Annotated in this window: 16 protein-coding genes; 12 read left to right on the top strand and 4 right to left on the bottom strand. The window is 63.8% G+C overall.

What is annotated here, in order from left to right:
* Positions 1–8: 8 nt before the first annotated feature.
* From Q9293_RS09115 to Q9293_RS09065, 11 genes are all read left to right on the top strand, one after another.
* Positions 9–1,010: a PLP-dependent cysteine synthase family protein gene (locus Q9293_RS09115; protein WP_306252264.1), complete on the top strand. Its 1,002-nt coding sequence runs from the start codon at positions 9–11 to the stop codon at positions 1,008–1,010.
* Entirely contained in the window at positions 1,007–1,462 is a 456-nt protein-coding gene (locus Q9293_RS09110; RefSeq protein WP_306252262.1) for a M67 family metallopeptidase, read from the top strand. The genes Q9293_RS09115 and Q9293_RS09110 overlap by 4 nt, the downstream gene beginning before the upstream one ends.
* Positions 1,463–1,481: 19 nt before the next feature.
* Entirely contained in the window at positions 1,482–2,915 is a 1,434-nt protein-coding gene (moeB, locus tag Q9293_RS09105; protein ID WP_306252261.1) for a molybdopterin-synthase adenylyltransferase MoeB, read from the top strand.
* Positions 2,916–2,977: 62 nt separating this feature from the next.
* On the top strand, positions 2,978–3,916 hold the full coding sequence (locus Q9293_RS09100) for a family 2A encapsulin nanocompartment shell protein (RefSeq protein ID WP_306252258.1): 939 nt from the start codon (positions 2,978–2,980) through the stop codon (positions 3,914–3,916).
* A complete protein-coding gene (locus tag Q9293_RS09095; protein ID WP_306252256.1) occupies positions 3,913–5,439 on the top strand; it encodes a family 2A encapsulin nanocompartment cargo protein cysteine desulfurase in 1,527 nt (508 codons plus the stop codon). The genes Q9293_RS09100 and Q9293_RS09095 overlap by 4 nt, the downstream gene beginning before the upstream one ends.
* 154 nt (positions 5,440–5,593) lie before the next feature.
* A complete protein-coding gene (dinB, locus tag Q9293_RS09090) occupies positions 5,594–6,757 on the top strand; it encodes a DNA polymerase IV (protein WP_306252254.1) in 1,164 nt (387 codons plus the stop codon).
* Positions 6,758–6,942: 185 nt separating this feature from the next.
* On the top strand, positions 6,943–8,247 hold the full coding sequence (locus Q9293_RS09085; protein WP_306252252.1) for a lanthionine synthetase C family protein: 1,305 nt from the start codon (positions 6,943–6,945) through the stop codon (positions 8,245–8,247).
* A gap of 17 nt (positions 8,248–8,264) precedes the next feature.
* Positions 8,265–11,498: a lantibiotic dehydratase gene (locus Q9293_RS09080; protein ID WP_306252250.1), complete on the top strand. Its 3,234-nt coding sequence runs from the start codon at positions 8,265–8,267 to the stop codon at positions 11,496–11,498.
* A 33-nt stretch (positions 11,499–11,531) separates the two neighbouring features.
* Positions 11,532–12,752, top strand: coding sequence for an HlyD family secretion protein (locus tag Q9293_RS09075; RefSeq protein WP_306252248.1), 1,221 nt, complete (start codon positions 11,532–11,534; stop codon positions 12,750–12,752).
* A gap of 3 nt (positions 12,753–12,755) precedes the next feature.
* A complete protein-coding gene (locus Q9293_RS09070) occupies positions 12,756–14,894 on the top strand; it encodes a peptidase domain-containing ABC transporter (RefSeq protein WP_306252246.1) in 2,139 nt (712 codons plus the stop codon).
* Positions 14,887–16,902, top strand: coding sequence for a peptidase domain-containing ABC transporter (locus Q9293_RS09065; RefSeq protein ID WP_306252244.1), 2,016 nt, complete (start codon positions 14,887–14,889; stop codon positions 16,900–16,902). Before Q9293_RS09070 ends, Q9293_RS09065 begins: the two co-directional genes overlap by 8 nt.
* 96 nt (positions 16,903–16,998) lie before the next feature.
* Here the strand turns inward: Q9293_RS09065 and Q9293_RS09060 are convergent, their stop codons facing one another.
* The 4 genes from Q9293_RS09060 to Q9293_RS09045 all read right to left on the bottom strand — a co-directional run bounded on the left by Q9293_RS09060 (position 16,999) and on the right by Q9293_RS09045 (position 20,405).
* Entirely contained in the window at positions 16,999–17,157 is a 159-nt protein-coding gene (locus Q9293_RS09060; RefSeq protein ID WP_306252241.1) for a hypothetical protein, read from the bottom strand.
* Positions 17,158–17,382: 225 nt separating this feature from the next.
* The gene (locus tag Q9293_RS09055; RefSeq protein WP_306252239.1) at positions 17,383–18,126 is read right to left on the bottom strand and encodes a LytTR family DNA-binding domain-containing protein; all 744 of its coding nucleotides are present in this window, start codon (positions 18,124–18,126) and stop codon (positions 17,383–17,385) included.
* 559 nt (positions 18,127–18,685) lie between these two features.
* A complete protein-coding gene (locus Q9293_RS09050; protein WP_306252236.1) occupies positions 18,686–19,438 on the bottom strand; it encodes a LytTR family DNA-binding domain-containing protein in 753 nt (250 codons plus the stop codon).
* On the bottom strand, positions 19,428–20,405 hold the full coding sequence (locus tag Q9293_RS09045) for a sensor histidine kinase (protein ID WP_306252234.1): 978 nt from the start codon (positions 20,403–20,405) through the stop codon (positions 19,428–19,430). The genes Q9293_RS09050 and Q9293_RS09045 overlap by 11 nt, the downstream gene beginning before the upstream one ends.
* Positions 20,406–20,949: 544 nt before the next feature.
* On the opposite strand from Q9293_RS09045, the gene Q9293_RS09040 reads away from it, so the two are divergent.
* Entirely contained in the window at positions 20,950–22,590 is a 1,641-nt protein-coding gene (locus Q9293_RS09040) for a dipeptidase (protein ID WP_306252232.1), read from the top strand.
* Positions 22,591–22,600: the final 10 nt, after the last annotated feature.

Raw genomic sequence — 22,600 nt, 5'->3', positions numbered from 1 at the left:
GAGCCCCGGTGTCCCCCAAGCCATCTGACTGTTACGCTTCCGCACGGCTCGCCCGCCTGCGCCGGATCGCGGCACGGAGCCGCGCCGCCCGTCCGTCGGAGCTTCTCCCGGGCGGATCCACCTTCGGCCGGACGCCCCTGGTGCGCCTGCAGCGGATCCGCGCCGAACGTTCGGGCGCCGACATCTACGTGAAATGCGAGTGGATGAATCCAGCCGGATCCGTGAAGGACCGGCCTGCGCTCTGGATGATCCGCGACGCGGAGGCCCGGGGCCTGCTCCGGGGTGGCGCTCGCACTTTGCTGGATTCCACCAGCGGCAACACCGGCATCGCCCTGGCCCAGATCGCTGCCGCCCGGGGACATCGCGTGACCCTCTGCATGCCCGCCAATGCCAGTGCCTCGCGCAAGCGCCTGCTGCGCCTGCTGGGCGCGGAGCTGGTGCTGACCGACGCCTTGGAAGGGGCCGACGGCGCCCGGGACGTGGCCCGCCAATTGGCCGAGGACTTCCCCGAGCGCTACCTCTACCTCGACCAGTACAGCAACCCCATGAACTGGCGGGCGCACTACGAAAGCACCGCCCCTGAAATCTGGGAGCAGACCGAGGGCCGTGTCACCCATTTCCTGGCGATCCTGGGCACCAGCGGTACCTTCACAGGCGTCAGTCGACGCTTGCAGGAACTGCGGCCCGGTATCCAGTGCATCACGGTTCAGCCCAACGCCGCCTACCACGGCATCGAGGGCACCAAGCACTACGCCTCCACGGAGATTCCTCCCATCTTCGACGCGGGCCTGGTCCACCGGCAGGTGGATGTGTCCACCGAGGAAGCCCAGGCCATGGCCCGTCGCCTCGCCTGCGAGGAGGGCCTGCCCGCGGGCACCAGCGGCGGCGCGGCGGTGGTGGCGGCGCTCAAGGTGGCCGAGGGGTTGGACCAGGGCCTGCTGGTGACCATCCTGCCGGACAACGTCATGAAGTCGCTGGGCGAGGCTTCCTGGGATGAGGGTCGGCCATGACAGCGCCTTCCATGCGCCCCCTTCCGGCGGACCTGGAAGCGCAGGTGCGCCGCCACTGCGAGGCCGCGTATCCCAACGAGGCCTGCGGCGCCCTGTTCGGCCACGGGGATGGCCACGCCTCGCCTTGGGCCGTGACGGAAATCAGCCCCGCCCCGAATGAGCACGGAGACGACCAGACCCGGCGCTACCTCATCCCGCCGGATTTCCAGATGAAGGCCGAACGGCATGCCCTGGCCACCGATCAGGAGGTGCTTGGCTACTACCACAGCCACCCGGACCATCCGGCGCAGCCTTCGGAATACGACCGGGTCCATGCCTGGGAGGGCTACCTGTACCTGATCTGCGCCGTGCAAAAGGGCCATTCGGCAGATCTCAACGCCTTCGCCCTTGATGAGCAGGGCGGCACCTTCCTGACCGTCGAACCCCGCCTCGAACACGGAACCGCATCCTGACTTTTCCCGGAGGCCATCCATGGCTGTATCCATCCTGATTCCCACCCCGCTCCGACGCTATGTCGATGGCGCCAAACGCGTGCAGGTCGAGGCCAGCACCGCCCAAGAAGCCATCGCCGCGCTGGCGGCCCTGAGCCCCGATCTAGCCAGCCAGCTGCTGGATGAACAAGGCGCCCTTCGCAGCTTCGTGAACCTCTACCTGGAGGATCAGAACGTGCGCGTGCTGGCCCCTTCCCTCCAGGAAGTGAGTCTCAAGGACGGCGACGTTCTCACCATCGTTCCCGCCATCGCGGGTGGGGCCCCGGAGGTCCGCTTCTCCCGCGAGGAGATCCTCCGCTACAGCCGCCACCTGATCATGCCGGAGGTCACCCTGGAAGGGCAGAAGCGCCTCAAGGGCGCGAAGGTGCTCTGCATCGGCGCGGGGGGACTGGGTTCGCCGCTGGCCCTCTACCTGGCCGCCGCGGGGGTGGGCACCATCGGACTGGTGGATTTCGACACCCTGGATCTCACCAACCTCCAGCGGCAGGTGCTCTATTCCACCGCGGATGTGGGGCGGCCCAAGCTGGATGCCGCCAAGGAGCGGCTCACGGACCTCAATCCCGAGATCGAGGTCGTCACGCACTCCCTGCAACTGGCCAGCTGGAACGCCCTGGAGCTGTTCGAGGGCTACGACATCATCGCCGACGGCACCGACAACTTTCCCACCCGGTACCTGGTGAACGATGCCTGCGTGCTCTCCGGCAAGCCCAATGTCTACGCCAGCATCTTCCGCTTCGAGGGCCAGGTGAGCGTGTTTGATGCCAGCCGTGGCCCCTGTTACCGCTGTCTTTTCCCTGAGCCGCCGCCTCCGGGCCTGGTGCCCTCCTGTGCGGAAGGCGGCGTGCTCGGGGTGCTCCCGGGCATCATCGGTTCCCTGCAGGCCCTGGAAGTCCTCAAGCTCATCCTTGGCGTGGGTGAGCCGTTGGTGGGCCGCCTGTCCTGGTTTGACGCCCTGGATTTCCAGTTCCGCGAACTCTCGGTGCGCAAGGATCCCCACTGCGCCGTCTGCGGGCCTTCCCCCAGCATCACGGCCCTGGTGGATTACGAAGCCTTCTGCCAGGTCCGGGGAGCCGAACCCGAGGGAGATGGCCAAGGCATCCCCACGGTCACGGTGGAGGAATTCCATGCACGCCGCCAAAGCGGAGAGACGTTGGCTTTGCTCGATGTCCGCGAAGACCACGAGGCCCAGATCGTCGGCATCCCCGGGGCCATCCGCTATCCCTTGAGCCAGCTTCCCGCGCGCCTGCACGAACTGGATTCCGCCAACAGCTACACCCTCCACTGCCACAGGAGCGGACGCAGCCTGGAGGCCTACCGGCTGCTGCGGAAGGCGGGATTCGGCCACCTCCAGGTGCTCGCCGGTGGCGTGGATGCCTGGGCCGAACGCATCGACCACTCCCTGCCCCGCTACTGATTCCGGCACCACCTTCCACCCCCCAGGCGGCCCCTTGCCGCCCCATCCCACGAGGAGCCCCCATGTCCGACCCAACCCCCCGTCGAGTGCTCGGCGATGCCGGCGCGAGGCAACTGGCCAACGCCCAGAAAACCGTCGCGCAAACCTCGATCATCACGCCCCGCTGGCTGCCCCGCTTCCTGTCCTGGGTGCCGGTCGAGGCGGGCGTCTACCGTGTGAACCAGACCAAGAACAGTGACACCGCGGTGGCGGTGGTCTGCACCAGCAAGGCGGAGCAGGAGCTTCCGACCTCGTACCTGGACTACGTGGAAAAGCCCCGGGAATACGTGCTCAGCTCCATCAAGTCGGTGGTGGGCGTCCACACCCGCATCACCGATCTGTACAACCATCCCCATGACCAACTCAAGGAACAGCTCCGGCTGGTGGTGGAACACCTCAAGGAAAAGCAGGAATACGAACTCATCAACAACCAGGACTACGGACTGCTGAAGAACGCCGCGCCCGCCTTCCGCATTCCCACCCGCAAGGGCCCACCCACTCCCGATGATCTGGATGAGTTGCTGGCGAAGGTCTGGAAGGAACCGGCCTTCTTCCTCGCCCACCCCCGCACCATCGCGGCCTTTGGCCGGGAATGCACCCGCCGGGGCGTTCCGCCGCCGACGGTGACGATCTTCGGCAACCCCTTCCTCACCTGGCGCGGCGTCCCCCTGGTGCCCAGCGACAAGCTTCCCATCAGCGGCGCCAAGGGCAGCGCGAAATCCAGCATCCTCCTGATCCGCACCGGCGAAGCCAAGCAGGGCGTGGTGGGGCTCTTCCAGGGCGGGCTGCCCGGCGAGCAGGCCCCCGGTCTGTCGGTGCGCTACATGGGCATCGACGCCACCGCCATCGCCTCCTATCTGGTCTCCCTCTACTGCTCGGCGGCCGTGCTCACCGAGGATGCGCTGGGCGTGCTGGAGAACGTCGAGATCGATGCCTACCACGACTACGTGTGGCCCAAATGACCCATTCCAGCCTCCTTCCGCAGCATCCACTCAGCGGGACGAGCGGCCTGTCAGCCGGGCCGGATGCCATCGATGCCGGGCTTCTCACCCAGCTCGCCAACGACCTGTTCAGGGATCCGCCGCCGAATCCCGCACCTCAGTTGCCCCCTTCCGAACCCGGCGCCCCGACCCCTGACTACTACTTCCTGGAGCCGGCCCCGGCGGCAGCGACAGGATCGCCCTGGAACCAAGCCCCCGCGCCCTTCGGCTTGGATACGTTCCAGCCCGAGTTGGTGCCTTCCCTCGATCCGGCCCCGGGTCCCTTCGATGTCCACACGGTCCGCCGCGACTTCCCCATCCTGGCGGAGCGCATCCATGGCAAGCCGCTGGTCTGGCTCGACAACGCCGCCACCACCCAGAAACCCAACGCCGTCATTGATCGCATCGCGGCCTTCTACCGGCATGAGAACTCCAACATCCACCGAGCCGCCCATGACCTGGCGGCGCGGTCCACGGATGCCTACGAGGGGGCCCGCGAGAAGGTGCGGCGCTTCCTCAACGCGCCTTCCGTTCAAGACATCGTCTTCGTGCGGGGCGCCACCGAGGCCATCAACCTGGTGGCTCAAAGCTGGGGGCGACGCTTCATCGGCCCCGGCGATGAGATCGTCATCACCTGGCTGGAGCACCATTCCAACATCGTCCCCTGGCAGCAGCTGGCGGCCGAAAAGGGGGCCAGGCTGCGCGTGGCTCCCATCGATGAGCGCGGCGAAGTCATCCTTGAGGAATACGAGAAGCTGCTCAACAGCCGCACCCGCCTGGTGTCCCTCACCCATGTCTCCAACGCGCTTGGCACCATCAACCCCGTGAAGGATCTGACTGCCCTGGCCCACCGGCATGGCGCCAAGGTTCTGGTGGACGGCGCCCAGGCCGTCTCGCACCTGCAGGCCGACGTGCAGGACATCGATGCCGATTTCTACGTCTTCTCAGGGCACAAGGTCTTCGGCCCCACGGGGATCGGCGTGCTCTACGGACGCTCGGAGATCCTGAACGCCACGCCGCCCTGGCAGGGCGGCGGCAACATGATCGCAGACGTGACCTTCGAGCGCACCGTGTATCACGCGGCTCCCGCACGCTTTGAGGCCGGCACCGGGAACATCGCCGACGCCGTGGGGCTGGGCGCGGCGCTGGACTACCTCAGCCGTCTCGGCCTCGAGAATGTCCAGCGCCATGAACACGAGTTGCTCGTCTACGGCACCGAAGCGCTCAGCCGGATTCCGGGCCTGCGGATCATCGGCACCGCCCGGGAGAAGGCGGGCGTCCTGTCCTTCGTCCTCGAAGGGCATCGCCCCGAAGAGGTGGGGGCCGCCTTGAACCGGGAAGGCATCGCCGTGCGCTCGGGCCACCACTGCGCGCAGCCCGCCCTGCGGCGATTTGGGTTGGAGGCCTCCGTCCGTCCTTCCCTTGCCCTGTACAACACCCGGAGCGATCTGGATGCGCTGGTGGCGGCGGTGCAGCAACTGCAGAAGGGACATCCTCGGTATTAAACCCACAGACCGGAGCAACTCCGCTGAACCTGCACGCATTCATCCCCATGTGCGTGCATGCAGCTCTGGGCGGTTCAAACCAACGCAGAGACTCACACCCAACTGGCCGATTCGATTATTTTTCGTTACCCTGGATTCCCGCAAGGATCCTCGCATGGAGTCCACCTCCGCCTCACCTCGCCGCATTGCCCATCTGGACATGGATGCCTTCTTCGCCTCGGTGGAACTGCTGGAGCATCCAGAACTGAAGGGGCTCCCGGTGGTAGTGGGAGGGCGGCGTGCGAGCGCGGTGGAAGCGGGCGCAGCCTTCCCCAAGCTCAAGCACTATGTGGGCCGCGGTGTGGCCACCACGGCCACCTACGAGGCCCGGGCCTTCGGGGTGCGCTCCGGCATGGGCCTGATGAAGGCGGCGGCTTTGGCCCCAGAGGCCATCCTCCTGCCCGCGCACTTCGAGGCCTACAGCCGGGTGTCGCGGGCGTTCAAGGCCGCCGTGGCGGAACTCGCACCCTGCATCGAGGATCGGGGCATCGACGAGATCTACATCGATCTGACGGAGGTGCCCGGTGAATCCCGGGAACTGGCCCTTCGGCTGAAGGCTGCGGTGCGGGAGGCCACGGGCCTGACTTGCTCCATCGGCATCACCCCCAACAAGCTGTTATCCAAACTCGCATCCGAGCTCCAGAAACCCGATGGCATCACCCTTCTGGGCCTGGATGACATCCCCAGCCGAATCTGGCCCCTGCGCTGTTCAGCCCTGAACGGCATCGGCCCCAAGGCCACCGCGAAGCTGGAGGGCTTGGGCATCCGCACCATCGGCGAGCTGGCTGCGGCGGATCGCACCTGGCTGGTGGAGCATTTCGGCCGAAGCTACGGCGCCTGGCTGCACGAAGCTGCCCACGGCCGCGACGAGCGACCGTTGACCACTTTCCGCGAACCGAAATCCATCAGCCGTGAAACCACCTTCGAGCGGGATCTTCACCCGAAGCAGGATCGGGATGCCCTCACCCGCATCCTCCTGGATCTCTGTGAACGCCTTGCCCAGGACCTCGGCCGGAAGGGTTATGTGGCCGGGTGCATCGGCATCAAACTCCGCTACGAAGATTTCTCCACCATCACCCGCGATCACACCCTGGCCCTGCCCATTGCGAATGCGGAAGCCCTTCGGGATGCCGCGCGAACCTGCCTGAGGCGCGTGCCCCTGGATCGAAAAATCCGCCTGCTGGGCCTCCGTGCCGGGGCTCTGGTGAAGCCATGCGATGCCCCCTTCACAACCCCCGAACCTCAGGTGGTGCGGGAGCCGGGACTGTTCGACCGCTGAGGGGCGAAGACCGCCATCCTCAGGTGGACCACTCGGAAATCTTCAAAGTGGATCTAGGTCCAGGGCTGGAGTCGGCTTCAAAGTCCTTGAACCCCCCTTGTGCACCCAAGCCGCCCTGCAGGTTCCCGGGCGATGCGTGGTTGCCCAAGGGACGCGAGTCCCACCTCATCGCCAAGGATGCGAACGTGACAGTCATCTCCCCACAGCCCACGAAACGCCTGACCATCGCCACGTCCTCGGCCCAACACGCGCGCATCCTCGGCCTGGTGGAGTCGGTCGCCGAAGCCCTGTGGGAGGCCCGGGATCAGATGGGGCCGAGCCTGGCTTCAGGCCTTTCAGGCGCAGCCCTCCTCCTGGGGCACCTATCGCGGCGCGTCGGCTTCGAGGACATGCGGCAACGGGCCCATGATCTCCTGGCCCTGGCCATTGACAAGGTGGAGGAATCCCCGACGCCAACGCTCTATGGGGGCTACCTGGGCATTGGCTGGTGTTTGGAGCACCTGAATCGGCACGTATTCATGGAGACCGAGGACGATCCCAACGCCGACATGGATGACATCCTCCTGGAACACCTTGCGTCGGGCCGATGGACCGAGGAATACGATCTCATCTCCGGCCTGGTGGGCTGGGGGGTGTACGGCCTGGAGCGGCTGCCTAGACCATCGGGGCGGAAGATTCTGGAGAAGGTGTTGGACCGGCTCGAAGCCAAGGCCACGCCCCGGGGGCCCGGCCTTGCCTGGATCACTCCGCCGGAGCGCCTGCCGTCATGGCAATGCGAGCAGGCCCCTCAGGGTTACCTGAATCTGGGATTGGCCCACGGCATTCCTGGTGTGCTCCATCTGCTGGCGGCCATGGCCGCTGCCGGGATCGCCCCGAAGAGGTCTGGACGGCTTCTCACGGCAGGGATGGCCTGGCTGAAAACCCAGCTGCAGGATCCCGACGGTGGCGCCTACCTCGCAGGCTGGTGCCCAGTCGAAATGGACCGGGCTCCGCAGGCCTCCAACCGCATTGCCTGGTGCTACGGAGACCTGGGCGCTTCCATCGCCCTACTGAACACCGCCCAACTGGTCGGAAACGTCCGTTGGGAAGCCTTGGCGCTGAATCTGGCGCGACTCGCTGCCTCCCGCCCCATCGAGCGCTCTGGCGTGATGGATGTGTCGCTCTGTCACGGGAGCGCGGGGAACCTTCACATCTTCAACCGCCTGCACCAGGCCACGGGCGATCTGGCTTTCCTGGCTGCGGGCCAGGTCTACCTCAAACATGTGCTGGATTCCCACCAGCCCGGAACAGGCTTCGCGGGGTTCCACCATTACCGCCCCGCGGATCCCGCCACCTCGCCCTCACTCGCTCAGGATCGCCACCCCGACCCCGGCCTGCTGGAAGGCGCGGCGGGCGTGGCCCTGGCCCTGCTGTCCCTCCTGGAAGGCGCCGACTTGTCCTGGGACCGCTTTCTGCTGATCAGCACGCCCTCCCTTGTCCCCACCCGCTGAACGACCATACGACAGCCATGGCGCATCCCTTTCACTCCGATCCCCGCTTCGCGTTTCGCACACCCACCCTTCCCTTCGATGTCCTGTCCAGCTGGTCCAAGGATCTCCGCGCTCCCGGGGCGACCTGGGGCGAATTGGAAGCGGCCCTCCAGGCCGACCGCGAGGGCCTGCGTCAGCACCTGAGAGAGAGCGTCCTTCGGCCGGAAGTTCGGGATGCCCTGTTCCTGGCCTCTCCCGACCTGGACGAACTGATCGACCCCTGGCTGCAAGGCGCACTCGCCGATGACAAGCGCAGCCGCCTGGAACAGAGCCTGATCCGCTATCTGAGCCGTATGGCCTCCCGCCCGACGCCCTTTGGCCTATTCGCGGCCTGTTCCACAGGCAGCTGGGGTGAGGATACCCATCTCAGGGTGGAAGGTCTGGCTCAGTGCGCGCGCCGGACTCGACTGGATATGGACTACCTGTGCGCGCTCGTGGAGGCCCTCGAGAAAGACCCAGCAGTTCGAAGAACCCTCACCTATCGCCCCAACAGCAGCCTCTACAAGGCAGCCGGGCGACTCCGCTACGCCGAAGCCCGCCTCGGTGCGGAACGGGGCCGGAATTACCATCTGGTGGCCCTGGAGTGCCCCGACTACCTGGCAGCGGTGCTGAAACTCGCCGCTGACGGTACCTCCATGGCTGCTCTCGCGCATTCCCTGATGCTCGAAGAAGAGGTGGATGAGCAGGATGCCGGCGCGTTCATCCATGAACTCATCGACAGCCAGGTGCTGGTCTCGAATCTGTACCCGGCTGTCACCGGCCAAGAACCGATCCACGGTGTGATCGCCCAGTTGGCCTCGCAGGAGGAAACCCGCCGGCTCGGAGAGAAGCTGGCCTCCATCCGGGATGCCCTTCTGAGCATCGATGAGGCCGGGCTTGGCCATTCCCCAAAGGCCTACCGCGCCTTGGCGAAGGATCTTGAATCCTTGCCGGTCAAGATCAATCTCAAACACCTCTTCCAGGTAGATCTCAACCGACCTGCACCAGAAGCCCGACTGAGCTCGCGCGTCCGAAAGGATCTGGACGATGGCATCGCCCTCCTGCACCGTCTCGGCTCCCGGACCTCCGACCCCATGAAGGCCTTCAGAAGCGCTTTCCACGAACGCTACGAGGCCCGCTGGGTGCCGCTTCTGGAGGCCTTGGACGAGGAGACCGGCATTGGATTTGAGTCCAGTGGCTCTGTGGCAATGGAGGCAACCCCCCTGCTGGAGGGCCTGCCCTTCCCCGCCACGGGTGAGCCCGACTACCCGCGCTTCACGCCGCGAGATGCCTTCCTTTCGAAACGCCTATTGGCACTCGGCAAGGCTCTTGAGTGGGAGCTCACCGATGAGGATCTCAAGGCACTGGAAAATCCCGCCCCACCAGCCCTGCCTGATGCCTTTGCCGCCATGGCCACCCTGGTGGCGGCCTCGGCCGAGGCTGTGGACGCTGGCGATTACCAGTTCATCCTGGGGAATTATTCCGGCCCCTCCGGGGCCCGGCTCCTCGGGCGCTTCTGCCATGGTGACCCTCAGCTCGAAGCCCAGGTGAAAGCGCATCTGGAGGCTGAGGCAAAATTCCGACCGGAAGCCATCTACGCGGAGGTAGTCCACCTGCCCGAAGGGCGCATGGGCAATGTCCTGTGCCGCCCTCTGCTGCGGGACCATGAGATTCCCTTTCTGGGCGCAGGTGGTGCTCAGCCCTCCTGCCAGATCCCCATGCAGGATCTTCTGGTCTCCGTGGTGGGCTCTCGCGTGGCCCTCCGGTCCAGACAGCTTGGCTGCGAGGTCATCCCCCGGCTGACGTCGGCTCACAGCTACTCCCGAGGCCTGAGCGTCTATCGCTTCCTGGGTCGCCTGCAGGATCAGGACGGCTCGTTCGCGGGATGGGACTGGGGCTGCCTTTCGGACCTGCCTTACCTGCCGCGAGTGCGCAGGGGACGCCACATCCTGGCCAAGGCGCGGTGGAATATCGAAGGCAAGGAGATCAAGGCCATCCTCGATACCACAGGATCCGAGGCGTACCTGCGATTCCAATCCTTCCGGACAAGTCGGAACCTGCCCCGCTTCGTGGTGTTGGCCGATGGCGACAACGAACTTCTCGCAGACCTGGACCACGCGCCATGGGTGGAAACGCTGCTGCGATTGGTGGCCAAACGTCCAGGGTTCCAACTGCAGGAGTTCTATCCCTCCCCGCAGGAACTCTTGGCCGAGAGTCCAGAAGGACGCCATACCCACGAGTTGGTCATCTCCTACACCAGGTCGCCCGAACCACAGCCGCTCCGGAGCCGCAACCCAGAAGCGGCCTGGGCCAAGCTCGTGCCAGACGCCGACGCCCCTGTTCGGCACTTCGCGCCGGGATCCGAGTGGCTCTACCTCAAGCTATATGCCGGTTCCAGCACCGCCGACCAGATCCTGATCCAAGGTCTGGTGCCTCTTCTCGAGGAGACCCGGGGCCTATGGGACCGCTGGTTCTTTCTGCGCTACGGCGACCCCGGGAACCACTTGAGGTTGCGATTCCATGGAAACCCCAAGGGCCTGATGGAGGAGTTGCTTCCTCGGGCCCACGCGATGCTGGCACCCCTGATGGCCGATGGATGGTGCTGGAAACTGCAATCGGATACGTATGAGCCTGAACTGGAACGGTACGGCGGCGTGGAGGGACTCCAACTGGCCGAGGATTTCTTCTGGCACGACAGCGAGCTGGTGCTGGGCCTCGTGCAGACCTACCCGGGAGACGCTGGCGGAGCCCACCGCTGGCGCCTTGGCTTGAAAGCCATGGATGGCCTCCTGTCTGGTTTGGGGTTCGACCTCCCTGCCAGGCTTGACATCGTCCGGAAGGCGCGGATCGCCTTTGCTCAGGAGTTCCAGTCAAAGCGTGGACTGGATGTGAAATTGGGGGAACGGTTCAGGCAGTGGCGGAAGGAGATGGATGCCTGGTTGTTCGCGGAAGCGGAACCTTTGGACGACCTCAGGCCTGGTCTGGCGCTCCTGAACCGTTTCAACCAGAGCACCTCTGAATGCTTTCAACGCCTCCGGCAGAAGGAAACCGAAGGCCGCCTGACTCAGCCTCTGGAGGCCCTCGTCCGGAGTTACATCCACATGCATCTCAACCGCCTCTTCCGCTCTTCCCAGAGGGCCCAGGAATTCGTCCTCTACGACTTTCTTGAGCGACTGTACGAATCCCGTTTAGCTCGGTCAGCCAATAACCGTCCCGACGTCCTATCGGCCTGAGCCTCAATCCTCAAGCGTTTCACGGAGCCCGTTTTGGACCCGAACCAAGGCCCGAAGGAATCCCTCTTCCGTAAAGAAGCCCTGGAACACCTGTTTCAGGAAGAGGACGTCCGGGAGCCACTCCGGGTGTCTCCCCCGTGGACCTGGTCCCTGCTCTGGGTCATGGCGGCCCTCGTGGCCTCCTCCATCGCCGTCAGCATCTTCGGGAAAGTGGAGATGATCTCAACGAGCCACGGCATCCTCCAGCCCGCCGCCGGCGTCAGGCAGCTGCAGGCCCAAGTCGCAGGGGTGGTAAGCAAGCTCTATGGCCACAGCGGCGACCGGTTGCGCCAGGGTCAGCCCGTCGCCCGCATCGAGGCCGCACAACTGCAGAGCACCCTCATCGAAACGGATCGCCAGCTGCAGTTGCTGCGGTCAGAAGGCCAGGGATTCACAGCCCGCGAAGAGAAGCTGACCCAGGATCAGATCCAGGCCATCCAGAGCAAGATTGCCAAGCAGAAGGCCCAGATCGCCAGCTTCCGGAGTTCGGTCGAGCACCTGCGCGGAAAAGCCCAGAAGTCCGAGAGGCTCCTCAAAGAGGGTTACACCTCCCAGAGCGACGTCGCGGAAGCCAAGGATGCCCTCAATGCCGGGCTGCGCCAGCAGGAAGCCGCCGAACAGCAGCTGGTGCAGATCATGCAAGAACTGAGCGCCCTGGAAAGCGCGAGACAGCGCCAGCTTTGGCAGCATTCCCAGGAGATGAGTGGGATTCAATCCAAGCGGGATGCCCTGGATGCCACCCTTCGCCAAACAGAGATCCTCGCCCCGGTGGACGGTTTCCTGGAGGCGCTGGTGGCCCGACCCGGAGATGTGGTGCAAGCCGGCCAGACCCTGGCCAAGCTCATCCCCGAGGATTCAACGCTGCAGGCGGTGGCCTTTCTCGCCGAAAAGGATCGGCCTTACGTGCGGCCCGGAAGCCTGGTGAACCTGGAGCTGGAAGCCTATCCCTTCGCCCAGCACGGCACCCTGAAAGGGCGAGTCTCCCGCATCGGCAACGACCTGGTTTCCCCCTACGAGATCCGGGAGGTTCTCGGGGAGGAAGCCAAACTCGAGGTGCCTTCCTTCCGCGTGGAGATCGAGATCCTCCCGGATCGCCCCAAACGCCTCTCGCATGTGACCCTGCGGCCGAACATGCTGCTTCAGGTCCGGTTCACTTTGAAACGCCAATCGATCATCACGCTGGCGCTGGATCCGCTCCGCCGCTGGCTGGAGTAGCCCGTGGCCTACGACCGTGTGCCCTACATCCCGCAGATGGAGATGGTCGAATGCGGAGCTGCCTGCCTGGCCATGATCCTGGCCCATTGGGGCCACCACGCCCCCCTCCCGGAAGTGCGCGAGGCTTGCAAGGTCTCCCGGGATGGTGCCAACGCCGCAAGCCTGCTGGAGGCTGCGCGGGCCTACGGGCTGGAGGCGGAGGCCGTCAAAGTGGAGCTGGAGCACCTGGGCGACCTCCCCCTTCCCGCCATCCTCCATTGGGAGTTCCGCCACTTCGTCGTGCTGGAGAAACTCACCTCCAAGGGCGTGAGGATTGTCGATCCGGCCGAAGGAAGGCGGTTCATCAGTCAATCCGATCTGGGCCTGCGCTTCACGGGCGTGGCCCTCGCGTTCGCCCCGGACGATGGCTTTGCCCTGCGCCCAAGGCGCTTTCCCAGCCTGAGGCGGTACCTGGGCTTGATCCGTGACATGCGCCCTTCCCTCGCGCAGATGCTGGCGGCCTCGCTGATGCTCCAGGTGGTGGGCATGGTCTTCCCCCTGGGCAACCAGCTGTTGGTGGATTTCGTGATCATGCCGAAGTACCTGCCCTGGCTTTGGGGACTGGCCCTGGGGTTGGGGGGCGCGGTGGTGGCCAAGGCCCTGATCTCGGTGCTGCGCAGCTTTGTGCTGCAGGGCGTGCAGAACGCCATGGATGCCCGCCTCATGGAAGGCTTCGTGGAGCATCTGGTGCGGCTCCCCCTGGGCTTCTTCCTTCAGCGCCGGCCAGGCGATCTGGTGAACCGGGTCGAAAGCAACACCCAGATCCGCGACCTGCTGTCGTCGCGGACCGTGTCCTCCCTCCTGGACGCCTTCCTGCTGCTGGGGTACGCCGCCCTGATGCTCGCCTACCACTGGCGCCTGGGGGCCATCGTGCTTCTGCTGGCGAGCCTCCGGGTCGCCCTGCTTGTTCTCCTGCGCCGGCAGAATGAGCAGCTGATGGCCAACGAACTGACCGTCATCGGTCAGGAGCAATCCATCCTGGTGGAGGCCCTGGTCGGCATCGAGACGATGAAGGCCACATCCTCCCAGGAGCAGGTCCTCTCGCGGTGGACACCGCGCATGGTGCGCCGCCTGAACGTGGCCATGGAACGCCAGAAGATCCGCATCGCGGCGCACCAGTTCATGACCTTGCTCCAGGGAATGGCCACCGTGGCGGTGTTCTGGGTGGGCGGCAGGGAGGTTCTGGACGAGCGCATGACCCTAGGGGTATTCACGGCCTTCCTTTCCCTGCAGGCCCTCTTCCTGGGGCCCCTGGAATCCCTGCTGGGGGCTTTGACCGACCTCCAGTTCCTCGGCAGCCATCTGGCACGGTTGGACGATGTGCTGGAGCACGCCCAGGAAACGTCTGGAACCCAGGACCCAGGCCAACTCTGTGGCGCCATCACCCTGGAGGGTGTTTCTTTCCGTTATGCCGAGGGATCACCCTGGATTCTCAAGGACATCAACCTCGCCATCCGCCCCGGAGAAAAGATCGCCCTGGTGGGCCGCAGCGGGGCTGGGAAAAGCACCCTGGCCCGGCTGCTCATGGGCATGCTGCTGCCCACGGCAGGACGCATCACCTTCGACGGATGGGACCTCAGGCAGCTGGACCTCTCGAAACTGCGAAGCCAGTTGGGGGTGGTACTGCAGGATTCCTTTCTGTTCGACGATATGGTCCGGGCGAACCTGAGCCTCCGCGATCCCAACATGCCCATGGAGCGCATCCGCTGGGCTGCGGGCCTGGCCCAGGTTCACGAGGTCATCAAGCGCTTGCCTGCGGGGTACAAGACCCGGCTTGGCGAGAACGGCCGCACCTTGAGCGGCGGAGAGCGCCAGCGCCTCTGCCTGGCCCGCGCCATCGCCAGCCAGCCGGCCATCCTGCTCCTGGATGAAGCCACCAGTTCCCTGGACCTCGAGACCGAAGCCCTGGTGCATGCCAACCTGGCCAAGCTGGGCTGCACCCGCATCGTCATCGCCCACCGCCTGGAAACCCTGAAGGATGCGGACCGCATCCTGGCCATGCAGGATGGCGCCATCGTCCAGCAAGGCACCTTCGAGGCGCTGTGCGCGCAGCCCGGGGTGCTCCGGGACGTGGTCCTGGCCCGGGAGGAAAACCGTGTCTGAACGGATGCCCCTGGTGGGAATCCCCGGCAACCTGGCCCTCTGGCGGCTGCTCTCGCTCAAGGGCATCGAGGTATCGCTGCAGGCTCTCGAGGAAACGCTGCTCTGGGAGTTCAGCCTCGAAAACCTGGTCCAGGAGCTCCAGGTCAGGGGCTTCGAGGCCCGGGGCATCACCATCCAGGAGCAGGACCTGCATCACCTGGAGCTGCCCACCCTCGCCCAGCTCACCAACGGCAGCTGGATTCTCCTCAGGAAGCGGGTGGCCCGGGGCTACCTTGTGGAACAGGGCATGGGAGGCCTGCAGCTCGCGCCGCTGGGGAGGCTGAGCCAGGACTTGGCTGGTCCCGCCATCGACATCTCAGAGCCCTTGGCCCCCACTGGCAGCCTTTGGTCACGCATGGGAAACCTGCTGCCGCGGCACCGCCGCGTGCTCGGGCAAGTGGCCATGATCACGCTGGTGGGCCAGGGGTTGGCGCTGCTCCCGCCCTGGCTCACGGGGAAACTCGTGGATCTATCCCTTTCAAGGGGAGTGCCGAGCCTGTTGTCGATCCTTTGCCTGGGCCTGCTGTTGGCATCGCTTTTCCAAGCCTGGGTCGGTTGGCTTCGAGAGGTCAGCCTGCTGGCCTTCACCACGCCGTTTGAAGCCACTCTCGAAAAAGGGCTCTGCGAACACCTGCTGGCACTGCCATTCAAATACCTTCAATCAAAAACCCTGGGGCAGTTGCTTCAGACCTTCAGCGGCCTCCGCCGGGCGCGTTCACTGCTGTTGGATCAGGGGCTCGGAGCCCTGTTCAGTGGTGTGGCAGCGGTGTTCTACCTCGCCTACATGGCCCTGGTCATGCCTGGTCCCGCTGCGGTGGTCCTGGCGGGAGCGATGGCGATCAGCGCTCTCGCCTTCGGCGTGGGCTTCCTGCAGGCCCGAGAACAACAGCAGGAAGTGAAAGCCGCCCAGGCCGAAAACAGCGCCCTGTTGGAACTCCTGACAGGCGCCACCACCCTCAAGGCCACCGCCAGCCAATCCTGGGCCTTCAAACGCTGGGCGAAGCGGTTGCGCCTTCAGCTCCACCACGGCCTAAGGCGGGAACGTCACGGCCTTTGGACTGAGGGAGGCAACATCCTGCTCAATGAGGGGCTTCTGGCAGGGGTTCTGATCTGGGGTGGCCAAAGGGTGCTGGCCGGGGAACTCAGCCTGGGAAGTTTGCTGGTATTTGTGCAGCTCAGCGGTGCCTTCACCGCGGCCCTCCTGGCCCTGGCACAAACCGGTGTCACCTTCCTGGCTCTGCGACCGCAACTTGAGGCCGTGCAAGAAACCTTTGCGGAGACGCGGTCGCCCAAGCTGCCCCGTCGGGGCCCCAAGGATTTGAGCGGCCCCATCAAGGCGGATGAGGTCTGGTTCCGATATGCCCCCGAAGCCCCCTGGGTGCTGCAGGGCGCCAGGCTTTTGGTACAACCAGGCACCTTCCATCAGGTGAAGGGGGCGTCAGGTTCGGGCAAGAGCACTCTGTTGAAACTGCTGGCCGGACTCTACGCACCCGAAGCAGGGAACATCAGCATTGGCGGACTGGATACTTTTTCCGCCTCGTCCCTCACGGCCTTCCTCCCCCAGTTTCCGGGGTTAAGCAGCGGATCCATTCTTGAAAATCTGAAACTTTTCTCGGCCGGGGCAAACCAGTCCCATCTCATGAAAGTGGCCAAGCAGACGGGACTGGATGCCTGGGTGGGCACCCTCCCCATGGGGTATCAGACCATGGTGGCCAGCGGAGGCGAGAACCTCTCGGGAGGGCAACGCCAACTGGTGGCAATCACCGCCATTCTCGCCTCGGATCGACCCCTGCTGCTGCTGGACGAAGCCCTTTCCAACCTGGATTGGATCAGCCGGAACCGCATCATCCATAGCCCCTTCCTGGCGGGTCGCACGGTTATCTACGCCAGCCATGAAGAGCTGCTTTCTGAATCTGGAAACCACCACGATGGATCATCCCCAATCCCGACCTGTTCTGAAACGCCATGAAATCATGGCCGGATGGCAGCAGCACCATGGCTTGTACAAACCAAGGCCACGCGGATGAAGCAGGAAGCCGCGTGGCCTTGGGAAGGATTTAACCGCCTAGCACCAGCAGGAACGGCCTTTGGTCCCACAGTAATCCGTGCGGCAAACAAAATAAGACAGGCCACCGGCAGCAACCTCACCCTCTTCTTTCTGGGTCAGGGACTTGAGCGTTTCCTTGTTCAAGCTCAACTTCTTCTTGCCGTCCTGCTTCTCCATGGAAGCCTCCAATTTTTTGGGGATCCGTCGGGATCCGGGGGTTTGTGAAAGTGATCCTAAGCGGATGGAACTGCCGCAGGGGCTGCTTGGCACCAAGATCAGGCTGAGTGACATGCTCAGATAGCTGAGTGGCACATATCGGGTGCTCACAAGACTGCAGGGATTGCAGGAGGAACGACAGCTCCAGGCTTCCGTGACGATACGGAGCCGTGGCCTCACTCGAAATCACCGCGCCCCCAGAGCGGCTTTGAAGGTGGGCGTCATCACCCGGCTTACATCCATTTCAGTGCCATCGTTCAACCGGGCCCGGCAACGGCCACTGGGCAAGGGGCGGACCCCCACCACCGCTGAAAGGCGAAGCAGTGCGCCGCGGTGGATTTTGGCGAAGCCTGACATGGGCAGTTCGGCTTCCACCTCCGACAGCGATTTCCAGAACGTCCGGAAGCGCTCCCCGCCGCACCAGGCCCAGACGGTTTCATCCTCGACCTCGAAGAGGATCACCCGGCGGGTTTCCAACAGCAATTGCCCCTTCCCCGCCCTCACAGGGAAACGATCACCTTTCGAGCGGGTGGGTTCATCCTTGGAAAGGACTTGAAGCGCCCCCGGCATGCCAGCCTTGATTCGATTCAAACGGGTGATGGTTTGTTGAAGGCGCGGAAGCATCACAGGCTTGAGGAGGTAGTCCAGGGCCTCGCATTCGAACGCCCGAAAGGCGTGGCCGGAATGAGCAGAAATGAACACCACCGGGGGTGGCTGTACGAGGGCCGCCCATACATCCAGACCGTTCACTCCCGGCATATCCACATCAAGGAACAGGCAGTCGACTGCTGGGCCCGATTTCAGCCAGGACAGCAAGGCCAGTCCATGGTCCAGTTCCGCGATAACCTCACAATCGAGGTCCCTGAGGAGGCTGGCCAGTCGTTCACGGCCCCAGGACTCGTCGTCAACCAGGGCGACTTTAAGACACATGGGCGAATCTGGATTCGGACTCGAACGAGGTTCGTCGAATCCGGCCGGGGAGGGAGCGTGCGAAGCCCCGGACCCCGTCGAGGGACCTATATGAGCGAGGCAGCATGCTAGGGAAAGGCATGGTTTTTATGACTTTTCAAAAATGATTTGAGAGGCCACGGGAATCACATGCCTTTTCGGGATGGGAGGGACAACACTCCGAAAACCGGACTGGGTGTGCCTGTTCGGTTCGGACACACGCAAACCTTCTAAGCGAAGACTGGCCTTCCCGGTCGTGTGGGGCATGTGGTTGATCATTGATCTTCATTCGGCTCGACCGAAAGGAGTAGGTCCACTTGAGAACAAAATCGGGTGGTCCACTTGGCCCCCGATTGAGCAAATCGAATGAGCCGGAGCCATGTCCACCTCGTCTAAGCGGCGGGCAATGCAAGCGCCTTTTAAGCTCCGACGGGCAGCCCTCATTCCGCCATCAGATCTATCGCACCACTGTGCGGGCATGGACTGGAATCAAGAACGTCGGGGAGACCGACCAGGCAGGCCTAATGGATCCTCATGGGCCTCAACAAACTCCCAAAGCCCGTTTAAAGGAGGGGGTCTGTTGCCGACTAACCTCCACTTCCACCCCATCACTCAACCGCGCCATGCAGCGCCCACTGGGCAGGGACCTCATGCCGATGACCGTGCTCATGCGCAGCAGCATGCTCCGTTGGATGCGGATGAATCCCAGGCCAGTGAGCTTGGGCTCCAACTGGGTGAGGGCCGTCCAGTAGGTACGGTAGCATTCACCCTCCACCCATGCCCACACGATTTCGCCCTTTACCTCGAAACGGGTAACCTTCCGGAATTCGATCAGAAGCTGCCCCTTCCCAGCCCGCACCGGGAACCGCGTTCCCGGCTGGGTTCTTTCAGGTGCGGGCGGCGCTCCCTTTTTTCGGTCTTGGATCAATGGCTCGCCTTTCCGGCGGGTCAGGCGGGCCAGGGCGATCTCAAGGCGCGTGGCCCTCACGGGCTTCATCAGGTAGTCCACCGCCTCCGACTCGAAGGCCTGCACGGCATGCCCCGGATGGGCGGTCACGAAGACCACAGGAAGCATCGCCGGTAACTCGGCCATCAGTTCGAGCCCGTTGACCCCAGGCATTTCCACATCGAGGAAGACGCCATCCAAGCTGTCTCTTTCCAGACCGAGCCATGCCAGAAAGTCAGGGCCGTTCTCAAGTTCCGCCACCACCTCACAGCCCTGTTCTTTCATCAGGCGCACGAGGCGGCTGCGGCCCATAGGTTCGTCATCGACAACCGCCACCCTAAGCGGCATGGCCCTGTTTCCGGACTTCAATGGGCAGGCTGACCCGGGCCAGGATCCAGCCCCTTTCGCCTAAGAGGCTGAACGAAGCCCTCCCCTGGTAGGTCGCCTCAAGCCGCTCCTCCAGGTTTCGAAGCCCAATGCCCTTGGCTTCCAGTTGGGGGCCTAGGGATCCAGGGTTCCAGACTTCCAGCACCAGGTTTCCCGCCTCGCACTTGGCGTGCAAACGAACACAAGCCCCAAGCGAGCTTAGATCTCCATGTTTCAGGGCATTTTCCAGCAGCGGCTGAAGCAGCAGGGTGGGGACCTGGCAGGCATTCAGAGCGTCATCCCAATCCCATTCCACTGGGACGGCGCGCCCGGAGCTTAGGCAGCGGAGATCAAGGTAGGCGGCCAGCAATTCGCCTTCTTCTTCCAGGGAGTGAAGGGATCGAACGCACGCTTCGCTGAGCTTGCGAAGGAAATCAGACAGGTCGAGCAGCGAAGGCTCCACCAGGCCTGGATGAGTTCTGGACAATTCCACCAGTCCGTTGAGCGCATTGCAGAGCAGGTGGGGATGCAGTTGATTCTGCAGAAGGCTGCAGCGGTCCTGGACCATGAGCTCGGCCATGCGGTCGCGATCCGAGCTCATGGCAAACCACTCGGTGAGGGCGGCGCCGACTCCCAGCATGGCCGGTGCCAGCACAATCACATCCCGATAGAGACCGGACAATGAGGGAGGCGCCTCCAGATAAACCTTGACGATCAAGGTTTCAATCCGCCACAGAAGGGCCCAATAGCCCATGGCGCAGGCCAGGCACCCAACCCCCCGCAGGGCGCCCTTCCATGGCAAAGCGCTCCAAAGGGTCGGCGCAAGGACAAAGCTCCCCCAGAGGAAGGCCGCGGGATGGATGGCCATCCGGAGCAGCATGACCAGAGAGGGGATGGCCCCGGAGCTGAAGCTCCGAATCAGTTCATAGCTGAACCATGAGATGGCCATGCCCACACACCATTTCCAGCCTTCGCCCATGCCAAGCCGTGGCTCCAGGCGGATCCCATGGGGCTCCCCTCGACTGAGGTCCCTCCGAACCGACACTGCAGCAGCCCCAGGGCGTCACCCCGATACCCCCCGATGATCCGGATTCGACACGAATGGGATGGACTTGGGCATGGGCCTGATCATGGGCACTCCGTTAGGCAGAAGTCGGGTCCCTTCCGCGAGCCCATCAGCGTTTCGGCGGGCCGGTCCCTCTCCGGGAGGCCCCGGTGGGGCGACCCGAATTTCCCGGGTCGCAGACGGGTTGGGAAGACGTGAAGTCGTCATCTGGATTGGTGAAAATCTTTGGCCCAATCCCTGAAAAGAGGTAGATCCACCCATCACATAATCCGGTGGTCCACTTTTCATGCGGTTTTTCTGCCAGCGATGCGAGGAAGAGCCTGAGTGGCGGCCAGTCTTTCGGAGTTCATTGCGAGCGCCGCTCCCGATTTCTTGCGCTGGTTCCAATCCATCGCGCCAGAATGAAAAGCATCCCCCTGGAGGTTCTGTGCACGCGCTCCGGCTATCCTTCGCCCTCTTGTTGGCTGCGTTCAGCGCAGTGTCATTCGCGCCTGGGGCATTCGCCTGCACCAACATCCTCGTCACCAAGGGTGCCTCTAAAACGGGCTCCACCCTGTTGACCTATTCCGTGGATGGCCCATTCCATCCCTCCTTGGAGGTCATTCCCGCCAAGGACCACGTCCCCGGCGCCACCTTTGACATCACGGATTGGAATGGCAAGGTGCGCCTGCGCATCCCGCAGCCCAGCCACACCTACGCCATTTTCGGAATCATGAACGAGCATCAACTGGCCATCGGTGAAACCACGTTCGATGGTCGCCCCGAACTGGAAAATCCGGATGGGGCTTTCCCCTACTGGACCCTCATGGATGTCACCTTGCAGCGGGCGCGCACAGCCCGTGAAGCCATCAAGGTCATGACCGATCTGGTGGCCGAATTCGGCTACTGCTCCACCGGCGAATCCTTTTCCATCGTCGATCCGAACGAAGCCTGGATCCTTGAAATGATTGGCCCTGGAAAAGGCGGACATGGTGCCCATTGGGTGGCGATCCGCGTACCCGATGGCGCCATCGCGGCCCATGCCAACCGCGCGCGCATTGGCACCTTTCCTCTGAAGGATCCTGAAAACTGCCTCTACTCTTCGGAGGTAGTATCCTTCGCCCAAGCCAAGGGCTATTACGATCCCAAGCGGGACGGTGCCTTCCGCTTCTGCGAAGCCTACTGTCCCGCCACCGCGCAGGAGCTGCGCTATACCGAAACCCGCGTGTGGTCAGTGTTCCGCCGTGCCGCGCCCACTCAGGCTTTCAGCCCTGACTACCATCGCGGTGTGCCGGGGGCGAAGCGCTACCCCCTCTGGATCACTCCTGATCACAAGCTGGATGCCGCCGATGTCATGGCGCTCATGCGTGATCACTACGAAGGCACGCCCTACGACATGACCAAGGGCGCGGATGCGGGGCCTTTCGGATCCCCCTACCGGGCGAGGCCCATGGCCTTCAAGGTGGACGCCAAAGCCTACACCTGGGAGCGCCCCATCTCCACACCGCAAACCGCCTGTTCCTACCTTGCCGAATGTCGGAGCTGGCTGCCGGATGCCATCGGTGGCGTGTTGTGGTACGGCCTCGACGATACCTACACCACCTGCTACTTCCCGCTGTATGCAGGCATCTCCGCGGTACCGCCATCTTGTGCAGGAGGCAGTCTGAATCGCTTCAGCTGGGATGGCGCCTTCTGGGTGTTCAGCCTCGTCGCAAACTACGCGCAGTTGAAATACAGCTACATGGTGAAGGACATCCAGACCGTTCAGAAGGATCTGGAATCGCGTTTCTTCCGCTTCCAGCCGGTGTTCGAAAAGGCGGTTTTGGACCTTTACAAAAAGGATCCCCAAGCAGCCCGGCAAATCCTTACGGATTACTCAGTCACTTCCGGTGAAATGGTGGTGAAACGCTGGCGCCAGCTGGGCGAGAGCCTCTTCGCGCGCTACAACGATGGCTATGTGCAGGATGCCAAGGGCCATTCTCAAGAGTTGGGATATCCCGAAGATTGGCTCCGCGAAGTCCTGCGCACCAAACCCACCGCCTTCAAACTTCCAGACGATGACCGTGTGGTGCATCCCGAATCCTACTGAGGGTGGAATG

The sequence above is a fragment of the Geothrix sp. PMB-07 genome (genome assembly GCF_030758935.1).
GTDB lineage: Bacteria > Acidobacteriota > Holophagae > Holophagales > Holophagaceae > Geothrix.
The sequence above is the reverse complement of the archived record's forward strand: the minus strand, read 5'-3'. Positions and strand labels throughout refer to the sequence as shown.

Excerpts from the sequence above, each read along its gene's own strand:
- Q9293_RS09110 (WP_306252262.1), top strand. The coding sequence starts at position 1,007 with ATGACAGCGCCTTCCATGCGCCCCCTTCCGGCGGACCTGGAAGCGCAG.
- moeB (WP_306252261.1), top strand. The coding sequence starts at position 1,482 with ATGGCTGTATCCATCCTGATTCCCACCCCGCTCCGACGCTATGTCGAT.
- Q9293_RS09100 (WP_306252258.1), top strand. The coding sequence starts at position 2,978 with ATGTCCGACCCAACCCCCCGTCGAGTGCTCGGCGATGCCGGCGCGAGG.
- Q9293_RS09095 (WP_306252256.1), top strand. The coding sequence starts at position 3,913 with ATGACCCATTCCAGCCTCCTTCCGCAGCATCCACTCAGCGGGACGAGC.
- dinB (WP_306252254.1), top strand. The coding sequence starts at position 5,594 with ATGGAGTCCACCTCCGCCTCACCTCGCCGCATTGCCCATCTGGACATG.
- Q9293_RS09080 (WP_306252250.1), top strand. The coding sequence starts at position 8,265 with ATGGCGCATCCCTTTCACTCCGATCCCCGCTTCGCGTTTCGCACACCC.
- Q9293_RS09060 (WP_306252241.1), bottom strand. The coding sequence starts at position 17,157 with ATGGAGAAGCAGGACGGCAAGAAGAAGTTGAGCTTGAACAAGGAAACG.
- Q9293_RS09055 (WP_306252239.1), bottom strand. The coding sequence starts at position 18,126 with ATGTGTCTTAAAGTCGCCCTGGTTGACGACGAGTCCTGGGGCCGTGAA.
- Q9293_RS09050 (WP_306252236.1), bottom strand. The coding sequence starts at position 19,438 with ATGCCGCTTAGGGTGGCGGTTGTCGATGACGAACCTATGGGCCGCAGC.
- Q9293_RS09045 (WP_306252234.1), bottom strand. The coding sequence starts at position 20,405 with ATGGCCATCTCATGGTTCAGCTATGAACTGATTCGGAGCTTCAGCTCC.